General features: G+C 64.5%; 12 protein-coding genes. 4 read left to right on the forward strand and 8 right to left on the reverse strand.

Annotation, left to right across the window (positions count from 1 at the left end; genetic code table 11):
- Nucleotides 1–15: 15 nt before the first annotated feature.
- Together AC07OT_RS28730 and AC07OT_RS28735 are read left to right on the forward strand one after the other, a co-directional pair.
- Complete coding sequence (locus AC07OT_RS28730) at nucleotides 16–1077, forward strand: Rieske 2Fe-2S domain-containing protein (protein ID WP_495101921.1); 1062 nt, start codon at nucleotides 16–18, stop codon at nucleotides 1075–1077.
- A 29-nt stretch (nucleotides 1078–1106) separates the two neighbouring features.
- Entirely contained in the window at nucleotides 1107–2057 is a 951-nt protein-coding gene (locus AC07OT_RS28735) for a PDR/VanB family oxidoreductase (protein WP_495101920.1), read from the forward strand.
- Nucleotides 2058–2063: 6 nt separating this feature from the next.
- On the opposite strand, the gene AC07OT_RS28740 is transcribed toward AC07OT_RS28735, so the two are convergent.
- From AC07OT_RS28740 to AC07OT_RS28765, 6 genes are all read right to left on the reverse strand, one after another.
- Nucleotides 2064–2777, reverse strand: a complete 714-nt coding sequence (locus AC07OT_RS28740; RefSeq protein ID WP_495109660.1) for a GntR family transcriptional regulator — start codon at nucleotides 2775–2777, stop codon at nucleotides 2064–2066.
- Nucleotides 2778–2844: 67 nt separating this feature from the next.
- Nucleotides 2845–4587, reverse strand: coding sequence for an acyl-CoA dehydrogenase (locus AC07OT_RS28745; protein ID WP_495109661.1), 1743 nt, complete (start codon nucleotides 4585–4587; stop codon nucleotides 2845–2847).
- A gap of 35 nt (nucleotides 4588–4622) precedes the next feature.
- Nucleotides 4623–5864 carry a thiolase family protein gene (locus AC07OT_RS28750; protein ID WP_495109662.1) on the reverse strand — a complete coding sequence of 414 codons (1242 nt, stop codon included), beginning with the start codon at nucleotides 5862–5864 and terminating at the stop codon, nucleotides 4623–4625.
- On the reverse strand, nucleotides 5861–7735 hold the full coding sequence (locus AC07OT_RS28755) for a feruloyl-CoA synthase (protein WP_495109663.1): 1875 nt from the start codon (nucleotides 7733–7735) through the stop codon (nucleotides 5861–5863). The genes AC07OT_RS28750 and AC07OT_RS28755 overlap by 4 nt, the downstream gene beginning before the upstream one ends.
- Before the next feature lie 62 nt (nucleotides 7736–7797).
- Nucleotides 7798–9246 carry an aldehyde dehydrogenase gene (locus AC07OT_RS28760; protein ID WP_115488014.1) on the reverse strand — a complete coding sequence of 483 codons (1449 nt, stop codon included), beginning with the start codon at nucleotides 9244–9246 and terminating at the stop codon, nucleotides 7798–7800.
- 76 nt (nucleotides 9247–9322) lie between these two features.
- Nucleotides 9323–10153: a p-hydroxycinnamoyl CoA hydratase/lyase gene (locus tag AC07OT_RS28765; RefSeq protein WP_010567568.1), complete on the reverse strand. Its 831-nt coding sequence runs from the start codon at nucleotides 10151–10153 to the stop codon at nucleotides 9323–9325.
- 213 nt (nucleotides 10154–10366) lie between these two features.
- Here AC07OT_RS28765 and AC07OT_RS28770 point away from each other — a divergent pair, with 213 nt between their 5' ends.
- Nucleotides 10367–10855 (forward strand): MarR family winged helix-turn-helix transcriptional regulator, encoded by a 489-nt coding sequence (locus AC07OT_RS28770; protein ID WP_065939631.1) that lies wholly within the window; start codon nucleotides 10367–10369, stop codon nucleotides 10853–10855.
- Nucleotides 10856–10860: 5 nt separating this feature from the next.
- Here AC07OT_RS28770 and AC07OT_RS28775 read toward each other — a convergent pair whose 3' ends face one another.
- A complete protein-coding gene (locus AC07OT_RS28775; protein ID WP_495109664.1) occupies nucleotides 10861–12186 on the reverse strand; it encodes an OprD family porin in 1326 nt (441 codons plus the stop codon).
- A 307-nt stretch (nucleotides 12187–12493) separates the two neighbouring features.
- On the opposite strand from AC07OT_RS28775, the gene mhpT reads away from it, so the two are divergent.
- Complete coding sequence (gene mhpT, locus AC07OT_RS28780; RefSeq protein WP_495109665.1) at nucleotides 12494–13702, forward strand: 3-(3-hydroxy-phenyl)propionate transporter MhpT; 1209 nt, start codon at nucleotides 12494–12496, stop codon at nucleotides 13700–13702.
- On the opposite strand, the gene AC07OT_RS28785 is transcribed toward mhpT, so the two are convergent.
- Nucleotides 13680–14627 (reverse strand): SphA family protein, encoded by a 948-nt coding sequence (locus AC07OT_RS28785; RefSeq protein WP_065939628.1) that lies wholly within the window; start codon nucleotides 14625–14627, stop codon nucleotides 13680–13682. The genes mhpT and AC07OT_RS28785 overlap by 23 nt on opposite strands.
- Nucleotides 14628–14672 lie beyond the last annotated feature (45 nt).

The raw sequence follows: 14672 nt of genomic DNA on the forward strand, positions 1-14672 counted from the left end.
GCCTGGAGAGTCATCATGTACCCCAAGAACACCTGGTATGTCGCCTGCACCCCCGATGAAATCGCACACAAGCCCCTGGGTCGACAGATCTGCGGCGAAAAGATGGTGTTTTATCGTGGTCAGGAAGGCGCCGTGGTGGCGGTCGAGGACTTCTGCCCCCATCGCGGCGCGCCGCTTTCACTGGGGTATGTCGAGAACGGCAACCTGATCTGCGGCTACCACGGCCTGGTCATGGGCGGCGACGGCAAGACCGTGGAAATGCCCGGCCAGCGGGTACGTGGTTTTCCCTGCAACAAGACCTTTGCCGCCGTTGAACGCTACGGCTTCATCTGGGTATGGCCCGGCGATCAGGCCCAGGCCGACCCGGCGCTGATCCACCACCTGGAATGGGCCGTGAGTGACCAGTGGGCCTATGGCGGCGGGCTGTTCGATATCCAGTGCGACTACCGCCTGATGATCGACAACCTGATGGACCTGACCCACGAAACCTACGTGCACGCCTCCAGCATCGGCCAGAAGGAAATCGACGAAGCGCCGCCCGTGACCACGGTGGACGGCGATGAAGTGGTCACCGCCCGGCACATGGAAAACATCATGGCCCCGCCGTTCTGGCGCATGGCCCTGCGCGGCAATAACCTTGCCGATGACGTGCCGGTGGACCGCTGGCAGATCTGCCGCTTCACCCCGCCCAGCCATGTATTGATCGAAGTCGGCGTGGCCCACGCCGGCAAAGGTGGCTATAACGCCGCCCCCGAACACAAGGCTGCGAGCATCGTGGTCGACTTCATCACCCCGCAAACCGAGACCTCGATCTGGTACTTCTGGGGCATGGCGCGCAACTTCAACCCCCATGATGAGGCACTGACCGCAAGCATTCGCGAGGGCCAGGGCAAGATTTTCAGCGAGGACCTGGAGATGCTCGAACGCCAGCAACAGAACCTGCTGGCCCATCCGCAGCGCAACCTGCTCAAGTTGAATATCGACGCGGGTGGCGTGCAATCGCGCAAGATCCTGGAGCGACTGATTGCCAAGGAACGCGCCCTCGAACCGCAACTGATCGCCACCACCACCGCCTGAACAGCGCGACAACTTTGCGAGGACTGAACATGATCGATGTGGTGGTGGTATCCCGTAACAACGAAGCCCAGGACATTTGCAGCTATGAACTGGCCAGTGTCGATGGCCAGCCGCTGCCGGCCTTCAGTGCCGGCGCGCATATTGACGTGCACCTGCCCGATGGGGTGATCCGGCAATATTCCCTGTGCAATCACCCCGAAGAACGTCATCGCTACCTGATCGGCGTGCTCAAGGACCCGGCCTCCCGGGGTGGCTCGCGCAGCCTGCACGAGCAGGTTCACGAGGGCGCCCGCCTGACCATCAGCGAACCACGCAACCTGTTTCCCCTGGTCCACGACGCGCGTCGCAGCCTGCTGTTTGCCGGTGGCATCGGCATCACCCCGATCCTGTGCATGGCCGAGCGCCTGGCCCATGCGGGTGCCGACTTCGAGCTGCATTACTGCGCCCGTGCCAGCGAGCGTGCGGCGTTTGTGCAGCGGCTCGAGGCGTCGCCGTTTGCCGCGCGGGTGTTCCTGCATTTCGACGAGCAGCCCCACACCGCGCTGAACATCGCCGAAGTGCTGGCAGCGCCCGCCGATGACGTGCACCTGTATGTCTGCGGCCCCGGCGGGTTCATGCAGCATGTGCTCGACAGCGCACGCGTGCAGGGCTGGCAGGAAGACTGCCTGCACCGCGAATACTTCAGCGCGGCCCCGGTGGACAGCAGCCTCGACGGCGGCTTTTCGGTGAAGCTCGGCAGCAGCGGCCAGGTCTTTGAAATCCCCGCCGACAAGACCGTGGTCCAGGTTCTGGAAAGCCACGGTATCGAGATTGCCGTGTCCTGCGAACAAGGGATTTGCGGCACCTGCCTGACCCGTGTGCTGGAGGGCATACCGGAGCACCGCGACCTGTTCCTCACCGAGCAGGAACAGGCCCTGAATGACCAGTTCACGCCCTGCTGCTCGCGCTCGAAAACCCCGCTGCTGGTACTCGATATCTGACAGGGTTCACGACGCCGGCAAAATCACCTTCATGCGCGCGGCGGCGGTGGCTGAGCTGAAGATCTCGGCATAGCGCAACGTTGCATTGGCGTGCTCGCGCATGATGGCTTCGGCCCGCGCGCCCTGGCGATTGACCAGGGCATCGAAAACCGAATGATGCTGCATGTGGGCATAGTTGAAGCGTCGGTACTCGCGGGCCATGTCCTCGCGATCTACCGCCAGCGCGGTCACCGAGGCGAACGGCAGGTGATCATTGCGGGCCAGCGCGTCGGCGATCGCCGGGTTGTGGCTGCCTTCGACGATGACCTGGTGAAAGCGCATGTTCAGGTCGTGATAGACCTCAAGGTCATCCTCGGTCACGTAGCCCTTTTCGAACAGTTGATCGCCTTCCACCAGGCAGCGCTCCAGCGCCGCACGCGCCGTAGTGGACAAGCCCTGCTCGGCGGCTTGCCGTGCCGCCAGGCCTTCCAGGACGCCGCGCACTTCGACGGCGCCGGCGATGTCGCTGGGGCTGACCGAGCGCACCTGATAGCCACGCCCGCCAAACGGCACCAGCAGTCCTTCCTGCTCAAGGGTACGAAAGGCCATGCGCACCGGCATGCGCGACACGCCGAACAGCTGCGCCGTGGGAATCTCCATCAGCCGCTCGCCCGCCGCCAACTCCCCGCTGGCAATCATCTTGCGCAGTGCAACCAGCACCAATTGACCGGGTTTACTCATCCAGGCAACTTCCAGAAAACGTGAGCCGCCATGGTACCGCAAGTAGTACCGCAAGCACCTGGCCGCGTCAGATGAACGCCAGCGCTGCCCGTGCCCCGTCTATGGCGCCCAGGTGCTGCGCCAGTCGCGAGGGCAGGTAATCGAAAAAGAACCCGGCGCTTTGCAGCTTGGCGGCACGCAGCGGATCGTCTTCGCGCAGTGCCCTGGAGACCCGCGCGGCCCGCGCCCAGGCAAAGGCCAGCAACGCCACGCCACAGAGCTGGAGGAAATCCGGCGCCGCCCGATAGGGGTATTCACTGTCTTCGTGCGCGCGTTCACGAATGGCGTGCACCACACTGGCCAACGCGTCGCACAGGCTGGCCAACGCAGCGGAAAAGCCTGCGCATTCCTCATACTGCGCGCCCTGCCCGGCCTCGGCGCGCAACTCGGCCAGCAGCAGGCCAAAGGCTCGGCCGTCATCCCCCAGCACCTTGCGCAGCAACAGGTCATTGGCCTGGATCTCGTTACTGCCCTCGTAGATCATCGCGATGCGGCTGTCCCGCAGTGTTTGCTCGATGGCGAACTCGGTGACGTAGCCGTAACCGCCGAACACCTGCAGCCCATGGCTGGCCTGGCGAAAGCCCTGTTCGGTGAAAAACGCCTTGATGATGGGCGTCAGCAACGGCGCCAACCGGGCGGCCGACGAGTCCTGGTCATGCTCGGCCTGATCAAGCAGGTGCGCCGCCCAATAGCCGATGGCGCGCATGCCCTCGCTGGTGGTGCGCAGCTCCAGCAACACGCGGCGCATGGCCGGGTGATAACGGATCGGGTCAGCCGCCTGGGCCACCACCTCTTCCGGCCTTGACGGCGCACGCATCTGCAAGCGCTCGGCGGCGTACTGGCGAGCGTTCTGCCAGGCCGCCTCGACATGCCCCAGGCCTTGCAGGCCCACATGCAGGCGCGCCGAATTCATCATCACGAACATCGCCGCCAAGCCGCGATTGGGCTCGCCGATCAGCCAGCCCTGGGCGGCGTCGAACACCAGGGAACAGGTGGCGCTGCCCTTGATGCCCATCTTGTGTTCGATGCCGTCGCAGTGCACGCCATTGGCCCGGCCATCGTCCAGCTGCTTGGGCACCAGGAACAGTGAAATGCCACGGCTGCCCGGCGGCGCATCGGGCAGGCGCGCCAGCACCAGGTGCAGGATATTCGCCGTGAGGTCGTGCTCGCCGCCGGAGATAAACAGCTTGCTGCCGCTGAGGCGATAACTGCCATCCGCCTGGGGCTGCGCGCGACAGCGCAGCAAGCCGACATCGCTGCCGGCCTGGGGCTCGGTCAGGCACATGGTGGGCAAGGCCTGGCCGCTGACGATGTCGGGCAGGTAGCGCGCCTGCAACCATGGGACGGCGTGGGTCTTGAGACACAGATAGGCACCGTGGGCGATGCCGGTATACATGGCCCAGGCGTGGTTGCTGGCGTAAAGCATCTCTTGCAGCGCCGCATCGAGCAGTTGCGGCAAGCCCTGGCCGCCGTGTACCTCGGCACACGCCAGCGCCGGCCAGCCCCCCTCGACATAGGCGCGATAGGCCTCGACGAAGCCGTCCGGGGTGCTGACCCGGCCCGCCTGCCAGCGGCAGCCCTGGCGATCACCGCTGCTATTCAACGGCGCCAGCACGCCCTGACTGAAGCGTGCCGCCTCCTCCAGCACCTGTAGCGCCAGCGGCAGGTCCAGGGCCGCGAAAGCCGGGTGGCGCTGCCAGGTATCGGGCGCCTGCAACCAGTGTTCCAGGACAAATTGCATATCGCCCAGGGGCGCCTCATAGCTCCACATCGGAACACCTCATCGACAAAAAAGAATCGTGCGCTTCAAGCCCGGTAGGCAGGGTTCTCGATCAGCAACGCCATGCCCTGCCCGCCGCCCACACACGCCGCGGCAATTCCGTAGCGCAGGTTGTGCTGGCGCAGTTGCCGGGCCAGGGTCATCACCAGGCGCAAGCCGGTGGCGGCCAACGGATGCCCCAGGGCAAGGGAGCCGCCCTCGACGTTGAGGCGGCTGCTGTCCAGCTCCAGTTCATGGGCAACCGCCAGTACCTGGGCGGCCTGGGCTTCGTTGATTTCGAAGCGGCCGATGTCGCCAAGGTTCAAGCCGCTGCGTTGCAGCAGCAGGCGGATCGCCGGTGCCGGGCCGATGCCCATGAACTCGGGGGCCACACCGACCACCGCGCTGGCCAGCAACCGCGCCAGGGCCGGGCGCGTGCAGGCCGAGGCACGCCCCACCAAAGCCGCCGCCGCACCATCGACCACCGCGCAACTGTTGCCGGCGGTTTGCACGCCGCCTGGATGCACGGCGCGCAAGCGCGTCAGGGCTTCAAGGTCGGTAGGACGTGGGTGGCTGTCGGCGCTGACGGCACTCGCCCGGCGCGCGAGGCTGATGCCCCTGGGCTGGTACCCCTCAAGCTCGAACACTTGGTTATCGACCGTGACGATTTCTTCCGCCCACGCGCCGTCACGTTGCGCCTGCAAGGCACGCTGGTGGCTGTCGCAGGCGTAGCGGTCCACGGCCTTGCGGCTCAGGCCATAACGGCGCGCAAGATTGTCGGCGGTGGCGATCATGTCCAGGCCGGGGGCCGGGTCGTACAGGGCCTCCCAGAGAAAATCCTTGAATTGCACCTCGCCGCCGAGGCGAAACCCATCCCGATGGGTGTAGGCCGCAATCGGGTTGCGCGACATGGATTCACTGGCCACGCACAGCGCCAGTTGCACCTCGTCGCGTAGTTGTTCAGCGGCCTGGCGCAGCAGCTCGAAACCGGTGGCGCAGATGCGCTGCACCCCCAGTGCCGGGACTGCTTGCGCCACCCCGCTGTACAGGCCGATATGCCGGGGCAGCAAGTAGGCATCGAAACTGGCCTGGGCCATGGAGCCGGCCAGCACGCTGTCCACCGCCAGGGGGTCGATGCCGGCCCGGGCCAGCACTTCGCGGCCGACCTTGATTCCCAAATCGATAGGCGACACCTGGGACAGTGCACCGCCAAGGTCGACCCACGGCGTGCGCACCGCCGCGAAAATCGCCGCATCGGCAAACGCCGAGTACTGCCCGGCGCTGTTCAAGGCTTGGGCCCGGCGCGCAGGATCGCAGGGTCTTCACCGCGATACAGCGCCTCGACCCTGGCCGCGCGCCATTGCAGCACGGCGCGCTGGTTGATCGAGCCTTTGTCGGTGATTTCCCCACGGTCGATGGACGCCGGCTCGTCGAGCAGGGCAATCCATTCCAGGCGACTGGCATTGCCGGTGGCCTCGCGGTTGAGGCGCTGCAACCAGTCGCCGAACCACTGGCGTACCGGCGCGCTGGCCAGCACCTCGGCGTCGCTGGCGTCGGCGCTCAAACCGGCCAGCCGACGGCACTCGTAGAGCCGGGGGAATACCAGGGCGCCCAGGCATTCGCGGTCCGGCGCGGCAATCACCAGGTCCTGCACATAGGGCGCGCCGTCGAGCACGGCGCGATTGCGCAACGGGCCGACACTGACAAACACCCCGGAAGACAACTTGAAATCCTCGGCAATCCGCCCGTCGAACATCAGCCCCAATTGCGGCTGGTGCGGGTCGGCGAGCTTGATCGCGTCACCTGAACAGTAGAAACCCTGGTCGTCGAACACCTCGGCGGTTTGCTCCGGCGCCCGCCAGTACCCCGGCATGATGTGCGGCCCGCGAAAGCGCCCTTCGAACTTGCCGTCCAACGGCACCAGGCGCACCTCGCAGCCCGGCGCGGGCAAGCCGATGTAGCCGGCCATGGACAATGGCCCGGTGGTGAAGGTGCAGGACGGCGCGGCTTCGGTCATGCCCAGCCCGGCCATCATGCGGATACGTTCACCGCAGTGCTGTTCGGCCACGCGGTCGAGGCGATTCCAGATACTTTGCGACAGGCCGGCGGCGGCGAAGAAGAACAGTTTCATCCGCGCAAAAAAGCGTTCACGCAACTCGGCGTCCTGTTCCAGGGCGTTGACCAGCTCTTCCCAGCCCTTGGGCACCGTCAGGTAGGCCGTGGGCGAGATGTCCTTGAGGTTGCGCAGGGTCTCGGCAAAGCCCTGGGCGGTCGGCTTGCCATCGTCGAGGTAAAACGTGCCGCCGTTGTAGAGCACGATGCCGACGTTATGGCTGCCACCGAAGGTGTGGTTCCACGGCAACCAGTCCACCAGCACCGGCGGTTCTTCACCGAACACCGGGAACGTCTGCAACAGCATTTGCTGGTTGGCACAGAGCATGCGCTGCGTAGTGATCACCGCCTTGGGCAACTTGGTCGAGCCCGAGGTGAACAGGAACTTGGCGATGCTGTCGGGGCCGGTGGCCTGGAACGCCGCGTCGGCCTCGGCGCCGCCCGGCGTTTGCAGCAGGCTGGCGAAGCTGGCCTGAGTGCGCCCAGGCACATGGCCGCGTACGCTGAGCAGCGGGGTCTCGGCCGGCAGGACGGCGTCGATGGCACGCTGGTAAGCCGCCGCATCGCTGACGAACACCAGGCCCGGTTGCAGCAGGTCGCACACATGCCGCAGCTTGGCGAAATCCTGGGACAACAACGAATACGCCGGCGACACCGGGCAATAGGGAATGCCGGCGTACATCGCGCCGAGGGCGACCTGCAAATGCTCGATGTCGTTGCCCGACAGCAAGGCCAGCGGCTTATCCGCCGACAACCCGTAACGCAACAGGCCCTGGGCAATCGCACGCACGCTGTCGAGCATCTCGCGGTAGCTGACCCGGCGCCAATCACCGCCGGCCTGGCGTGCGGCGATAAACGTCTGCTCGGGCCGCACCCGGGCCCAATGCACCAGACGATCGAGCAGGCGCGTCGGCAACTCGGCCAGGGGCTCCAGGGAGCGCATATGCAGCACGCCGTGTTCTTCAGTGACCGCCACCGCTGCGTGGCCGATGGAGACCTCGCGGTATCGCGGTGCGGGCTGGGGTTGCGGTCTGAATTCGGAACTCACAAGGGTGTCCTCCAGCAAGGCGGATCAACGCCGCCTTGTTATTGTTGTGTCGCGACGCCTGCTCAGATCGGGTAGTGCCGTGGCCCGTTCTGCAAGGTCACCCAGCGCAATTGCGTGAAGTGCTCGATCGAGGCCTTGCCGCCGAAGCTGCCGTAGCCGCTGGACTTGACCCCGCCAAACGGCATCTGCGCCTCGTCATGCACGGTCGGGCCGTTGATATGGCAAATGCCCGACTCGACCCGCTGCGCCAGGGCCAGTGCACGCCCGGTGTCACGGCTGAAGATCGCCGCCGAGAGGCCGAACTCGGAGTCGTTGGCCAGGCGCAACAAGGCTTCATCCCCGTCACCGCGCAGCAGCACCGCCACCGGGCCGAAAGATTCTTCGCGGTACAGGCGCATATGCTCGGTAACGCCATCGATCAGGGTCGGCTGCAGGATGCTGCCGTCCAGTTGGCCACCCACTACCAGCCGCGCGCCCTTGGCGAGGGCATCGTCGATCAGGGCCTTGATGCGCGTGCCGGCGCCGGCGTCCACCAGGGAACCCAGGACCGAATCCGCCGCCATGGGATCGCCCGCGCGCAGGGTCGCGACCTTGGCCGCGAGCTTGGCGGTGAAGGCATCGGCGACCTTGGCATCGACAATCAGGCGCTCGGTGGACATGCAAATCTGGCCCTGGTTGAAATAGGCGCCAAAGGCCGCCGCTGCCACCGCCGCGTCGAGGTCGGCGTCGTCGAGCACCAGCAACGGCGCCTTGCCGCCCAGTTCCAGCAAGGCCGGCTTGAGGTGACGCGCCGAGAGCTCGCCGACAATCCGCCCCACATGGGTCGAGCCGGTGAAGTTGACCCGGCGCACGGCCGGGTTGGCGATCAGCCGCTCGACAATCGCAGCGGCATCCGCCGGGGCATTGCTGATGACATTGACCACGCCATCGCCCAGGCCGGCATCCTGCAACACCTGGCCAATCAGGCGGTGCACCGCCGGGCTCAGCTCCGAGGCCTTGAGCACCACGGTATTGCCGCAGGCCAGCGGCATGGCGATGGCGCGGGTGGCGAGGATCACCGGGGCATTCCACGGCGCGATGCCCAGCACCACGCCGCAGGGCTGACGCAAGGCCATGGCGAAACTGCCGGGAACATCGGAGGGGATCACTTCACCGGTGATCTGGGTGGTCATCGACGCCGCTTCGCGCAGCATATTGGCCGCCAGGCGCACGTTGAAGCCATACCAGTTGGCCATGGCGCCGGTTTCGCCGGCGGCGGCGATAAATTCGGCGCTGCGCGCCTGCAATTGCTCGGCAGCCTTGAGCAAGCGGGTGCGGCGTTCGTTGGGCGCCAGCGCCGCCCACGCGGGGAACGCGGCGTGGGCCGCGGCGACGGCGGCGTCGGCATCTTCCAGGGTGGCGGCGGCCACCCGCGAGACCACTTCACCGGTCACCGGGTTGCGGCGCTCGAAGGTTCGACCGTCACGGGCGGGGCACGACTGGCCGCCGATCAACAGGGGCACGTCCAGCATGGTGATTCCTCTTTATTGTCTTTATCGGGAATACGTTCAAGCAGGGTACAACGGCGCGGCCAGGCGGCCGCGCCCTTCAGCGTTTATACGCCTGCAGGCCAGGCTTGATGCTCTTGTCGTCGAGGAACTGCTTCATGCCCTGCTCGCGACCGCCTTCGGTGTCGAGCAGGCGCGACTGATCGAGCTTGGCGTAGAGGTAATCCTCGTTCTGCTCCCAGGTCAATTCGCGGCAGCGCTTGAAGCCATGCTTGGCGGCACGCAGCACCACCGGGTTTTTCTCCAGCAGGTTGCGCGCCAGTTCAATGGTCACTTCGCGCAGTTGAGCCAGCGGCACGCTTTCGTTGACCAGGCCCATTTCGGCGGCTTTCTGCCCGCCAAAGGTCTTGCCGGTCATGATGTAGTACAGCGATTGGCGATGGCCCACGGTGTCGGCCATGGCCTTGCTCACCAGGTTGCCCGGCGGGATGCCCCAGTTGATTTCCGAAAGGCCGAAGGTCGCTTCGTCCGCACAGATCGCCAGGTCGCAGGCCACCAATGGGCTGAAACCACCGCCGAAGCACCAGCCATTGACCATGGCGATGGTCGGCTTGGCGTACATGCGCAGCAGTTTCCATTGCCATTGCGAGGCTTCGCGGCGGATTTTTTCCTGGAGGATTTCCGGGCCGGCGTCCACCTCGCGAAAGTATTCCTTGAGGTCCATGCCGGCGGTCCAGGCTTCGCCGGCACCGGTCAGCACCAGCACGCCGGCGGCAGGGTCCTGCTCGAGGGTTTCGAGGACGTCGATCATTTCCCGGTTCAGGGTCGGGCTCATGGCGTTGCGTTTTTCCGGACGATTGAGAATGACCCAGGCGATGCCTTCTTCGATCTCAACCTTGACGGTGGTCCAACGGCCTTCGTAATTGCTCATGGCGGTACGCTCTTGTTCTGGGTTTGAAGATGAGTCGAAATTAAACCGCAAATATAGTTATGTCAATTAACTATTAATTCGGATAACCAATATTTTTACGCGATGAAACCTGTGTTTTCCAGGCGTTGTGAAAAGCCGGCATAGCCATGACGCGCCAACCCCGGCAAACTAGATAGACTTCTTAACCTCCACCTTCTGAGGATTGCACTGCCAATGGCCAAGCCTTCCACCATCGCCGCCGCCAGCCAGGCCCTGCCCGACAACGACGAGGTACGGCCGCCGCTGGATTCAGCCCTGGACGATCTGATCGGCTACGCCATGCGCCGCGCCCAGCTCAAGTTGTTCCAGAACCTGATCGGCCGGCTGTCGGACCACGACCTGCGCCCCGCACAGTTCTCCGCCCTGGCGATCATCGAGCAGAACCCCGGGCTGATGCAGGCCGACCTGGCCCGCGCCCTGGCCATCGAGCCGCCCCAGGTAGTGCCGTTGCTGAACAAGCTGGAAAGCCGCGCCCTCGCCGTGCGGGTGCGCTGCAAGCCGGACAAGCGCTCCTACGGGATCTTCCTCAGCAAGAGCGGCGAAACCCTGCTCAAGGAGCTCAAGGCGATCGCCGCCCAGAGTGACCTGGACGCCACGGCCGCCCTTGACGCCCAGGAACGCGAAGAGCTGCTGCGCCTGCTGAAGAAGGTCTACCAGGACTGAGCGGCTTACCAGAGCGCCACGGTGTAGAGCACCAGGAAACGGGTCTGGTTTTCATCGCGAAACGCCGCGCCGCCGGGGAAGTCATTGCGGTAGATCGACTTGCGCGCCATGAACCCGACGTTCTTCAGCGGGCCGTCCTGGATCACATACCCCAACTCCATCTGGAACTCGCGCTCCTTGCGGTCCTCGGCATTGAAAGCGGCCAGTTCGATGTTGTCGCCGCGCACATAGCGCAGCCGAGTCTTCAACCCCGGCACACCCGCCGCAGCGAAGTCATAGTCGTAGATGGCCTGCCAGGTGCGCTCCTTGGCGTTAAGAAAGTCCGAGCTCATGGTCAGTTCGCTCATGCCCATCAACTCGGTGCCGGAGATATAGGGTGTGGCCGTCTCCCCGCTTGAGTGCATATAGCCAAGGCTGACGCGATGGCCGCCGAGGCGGTAGCCGAACAGCGCCGAGAGGTTGCGGTTATCCACCTTGCCCGCCTTGGCACTGCCATCCTCGCGACTGAAAAAGCTGCGCAGGTCGCTGGTGAACACGCCATCACCCAACGGCAGGTTGTGCAGCAGCGCCAGGGTGTCCTGCTGGTAGAGGTCCGCGACCTGGGAGTGATAGACGCGCAGGCTGAGGTCTTTGTTGACCTGGTAGTCACCGCCCACATACGCCAGGTGCGACGTGGTGGCGGTGGCGTTGAAACGCCGGTTGGGCGAGGCGATGGTCATGGCCTGGTAGTCGGTGGAGTCGCGTTTGTTGATGCGGTCGATGTAGCCGGTGTTAAGGGTCAGGCCCTCGATGTCCTTGGAGCTCAAGGTGGTGCCGCGAAAGGTTTGCGGCAGCAGGCGCGACGGACTGGCAAAGGCGAACGGCAGGAAGATCGACACATCGCCGGCCTTCACTGTCGTTTGCGCAAACCGCAGCTTGGCAGTCGGGGCCAGGCGCGAGTACTCATCGGCGGCGCGCTTGTCGCTGGCCGACACCGGCAGCAACTCGGTGCCGCTGCGGTCCGGCGACGAGTCGAGCTTGACCCCTATCAGCCCGCGCACATCCAGGCCGAAGCCCACCGGGCCCGGGGTGTAGCCCGATTCCAGGTTGAGGATGAACGCCTGGGCCCATTCCCGCGCGGCGGTCTTCGCTCCGTCGTCCTTGTAGTCGCGGTCCAGGTAGTAATTGCGCAAGGTCAAGGTGCCGTGGCTGTCGTCGATAAAGCCTGCGGCCCACAGCGAAGTGGGCAGCACGCTCAAGGCCAGGCATGCCATGAGCAGGCGTGGGGTATTGTTCGACACACAGGCGACGGGCGCCGCTGCAACGGCGTGCTCCATAGGGAGTTCTGGCATGTTCGATGTCCATTTTTTGTTGTTGTTTTTGGGGTGGCACACGCTCGGCCGGTCGGCTTCGCGAGCCAAGAATGGAAACAGCCGGCGGTGCCCGTCAACCGCAACTGAGCGATAATCGAACATTAATAAAGCTATCTATTTTTTAGTTGCATATGGATCAACATCACAAGCCTATGAATTACATGAATTTATCCATGTTTTATGGGCGGATTAATCCACGATTCATTTTTTAGTTATCTTTGTTATCTTAATCATCAGCAGCCACTCGCGCTCGTCACCACAACAAAAACAACAATGAGGTTTGCCCATGGACACTCCATCGCGTCGTTCGACGCTGACTATTGCGTTGTGCTTTATCGTTGCGCTGATCGAAGGGTTCGATCTGCAGGCCGCCGGCACTGCCGCCGCTGGGTTACGTCAAACGTTCGCCCTGGATCCGAAGATGCTCGGCTGGGTGTTCAGCGTCGGCATCATCGGCCTGCTGCCGGGGGCGTTCTTCGGCGGCTGGGTCGCCGACCGCATCGGGCGCAAGAAAATCCTGGTGGGTGCCGTGCTGCTATTCGGGCTGTTTTCCCTGAGCACGGCGTTTGTCGACAGCTACGCCAGCCTGTTGCTGGTGCGCTTTCTCACCGGCCTGGGCCTGGGCGCCGCGTTGCCCAACCTGATCGCGCTGTGCGCCGAAGCGGTGAGCGAACGCAACCGGGGCACGGCCATCAGCGTGATGTACTGCGGGGTGCCGCTGGGTGGCGCATTGGCCGCGGTGGTGGCGATGTTTTCCAGTGAGCACTGGCAGACCACCTTTATCATCGGTGGCCTGGCGCCGTTGCTCGCCGTACCGTTGATGATCCTGCTGCTGCCGGAGTCCAGCGCCTTTCGCCAACAGCGCGACACCACCCCTGGCGCCCGCCCCTCCACCGGCCAGGCGCTGTTCGGCGAAGGTCGCGCCCGCACCACGTTGGCGTTGTGGCTCAGCTATTTCTTCACCCTGACCGTGATGTACATGCTGCTTAACTGGCTGCCGTCGCTGTTGCTGGAGCAAGGTTTCAGCAAACCCCAGGCGGGCATGGTACAGATGCTCTTCAATATCGGCGGCGCCCTCGGCTCGCTGCTCGGCGGCGTGCTGCTGGACCGCTGCAATGCGGTCAAAGTGGTGCTGGGTGTGTATGCCGGGTTGCTGGCGGCGTTGGCCGGGGTCGGGTTGTCGGTGGGCATCGTGCCCATGGCCATTGCCGGTTTTGCCGCCGGCCTGTTCGTCATGGCCGCGCAGTTGGTGCTGTACGCATCGGCACCGCCCTCCTACCCGACCTCGGTGCGCGCCACCGGTGTCGGTGCCGCGGTGGCCGTCGGCCGCCTGGGTTCGGTGGCCGGGCCGCTGGCGGCCGGGCAACTGCTCGCCGCGGGCGCCGGCACCGCCGGGGTACTGCTGGCGACCTCCCCCGGGGTGGTGATTGCCGCACTGACCATCATCAGCGTGATGGTGCGTACGGCGCCCACTAGAACTTATGCAGCCAATTGAGCACCAGTTTGTTGCCCTGCGTGCGGTTCTCCGCCTGCTGCTCGAAGTAGGCATTTACCGATAGCACGTCTTCCTTGCTGAACCCGTAGACCAGGCCTGGGCCGATGGCCCAGACCTTCTCCCGACGCCCGCTCACGGCGTGCCCATCGACCTGGGTGTCGGTGATTTGCTTCAACCAGTAGCCGTTAACCCCCACGCTCAGTTGCTGGCTCACGGCATATTGCAGGGTCAGGTTGGCATGCAACGCCTGCCCGGCCTGGGTATCGGAAACATCCCCGAAGCCTGCCTGCGGATCATCGTTCTTGCCATTCCACAGGTACATGAACCGCCCGCTCGTCGACCACGTCGGGCTGAACCAGTACGTCGCCGCGTAATACGGGTTGAATGACCAGAAGTTGCTGCCTGGGTTGATCGAGCGCTTGCGGTCATAGGCGCCCACCGGCACCGAGATATCGGCTTCAATACGTTGGGTCAACAGCGGGCTGCCATCGGCGCGGCTCAGGGTCGGCAGTTGCAGGAAGGGCCCCACAATCACATCACCAAAGCCGGCGCGAGAACTCAGGGCCGCATTGTTCAACCCGTCGTCGACATCCACATGGGCCAGGGAGGTGTTGATCAGGGTGAATCCGGGCATCGCGCCATTCGCCAAGGGTTGGCCGAGGTAGATGATCTGTGTGGTAGGCGCCACCACTTCCACGTCCTGGTTGGGCAGTGCCAGCTTGTGGCCGTTGGCATCATTGAAACGGCTGGCCCGGGAGTACGTCAGGTATTCCTCCAGGTACCAGCCCGGGCCGGCGGGTGCCGGTGAGCCGTCGTAGAAACTGGTGCTGCCCAGGTTGAGGCCGGGCAAGTCGTAAGCATGTGCAGTCGATGACAGTGCGATAAAGGTCCCGGCCGCAGCCGCCCGCAAGATAGGCTTGAGCATCTTGTATGTCCTGTATTTTTGTTGTTGTTCAAGACCCCCGGCACG

It is taken from the genome of Pseudomonas sp. GW821-FHT09C10, assembly GCF_059418085.1.

Coding starts and splice junctions, on each gene's coding strand:
- AC07OT_RS28745 (WP_495109661.1), bottom strand. CDS start 4,587: ATGTGGAGCTATGAGGCGCCCCTGGGCGATATGCAATTTGTCCTGGAA.
- AC07OT_RS28740 (WP_495109660.1), bottom strand. CDS start 2,777: ATGAGTAAACCCGGTCAATTGGTGCTGGTTGCACTGCGCAAGATGATT.
- AC07OT_RS28760 (WP_115488014.1), bottom strand. CDS start 9,246: ATGCTGGACGTGCCCCTGTTGATCGGCGGCCAGTCGTGCCCCGCCCGT.
- AC07OT_RS28785 (WP_065939628.1), bottom strand. CDS start 14,627: ATGCTCAAGCCTATCTTGCGGGCGGCTGCGGCCGGGACCTTTATCGCA.
- mhpT (WP_495109665.1), top strand. CDS start 12,494: ATGGACACTCCATCGCGTCGTTCGACGCTGACTATTGCGTTGTGCTTT.
- AC07OT_RS28730 (WP_495101921.1), top strand. CDS start 16: ATGTACCCCAAGAACACCTGGTATGTCGCCTGCACCCCCGATGAAATC.
- AC07OT_RS28770 (WP_065939631.1), top strand. CDS start 10,367: ATGGCCAAGCCTTCCACCATCGCCGCCGCCAGCCAGGCCCTGCCCGAC.
- AC07OT_RS28765 (WP_010567568.1), bottom strand. CDS start 10,153: ATGAGCAATTACGAAGGCCGTTGGACCACCGTCAAGGTTGAGATCGAA.
- AC07OT_RS28775 (WP_495109664.1), bottom strand. CDS start 12,186: ATGCCAGAACTCCCTATGGAGCACGCCGTTGCAGCGGCGCCCGTCGCC.
- AC07OT_RS28735 (WP_495101920.1), top strand. CDS start 1,107: ATGATCGATGTGGTGGTGGTATCCCGTAACAACGAAGCCCAGGACATT.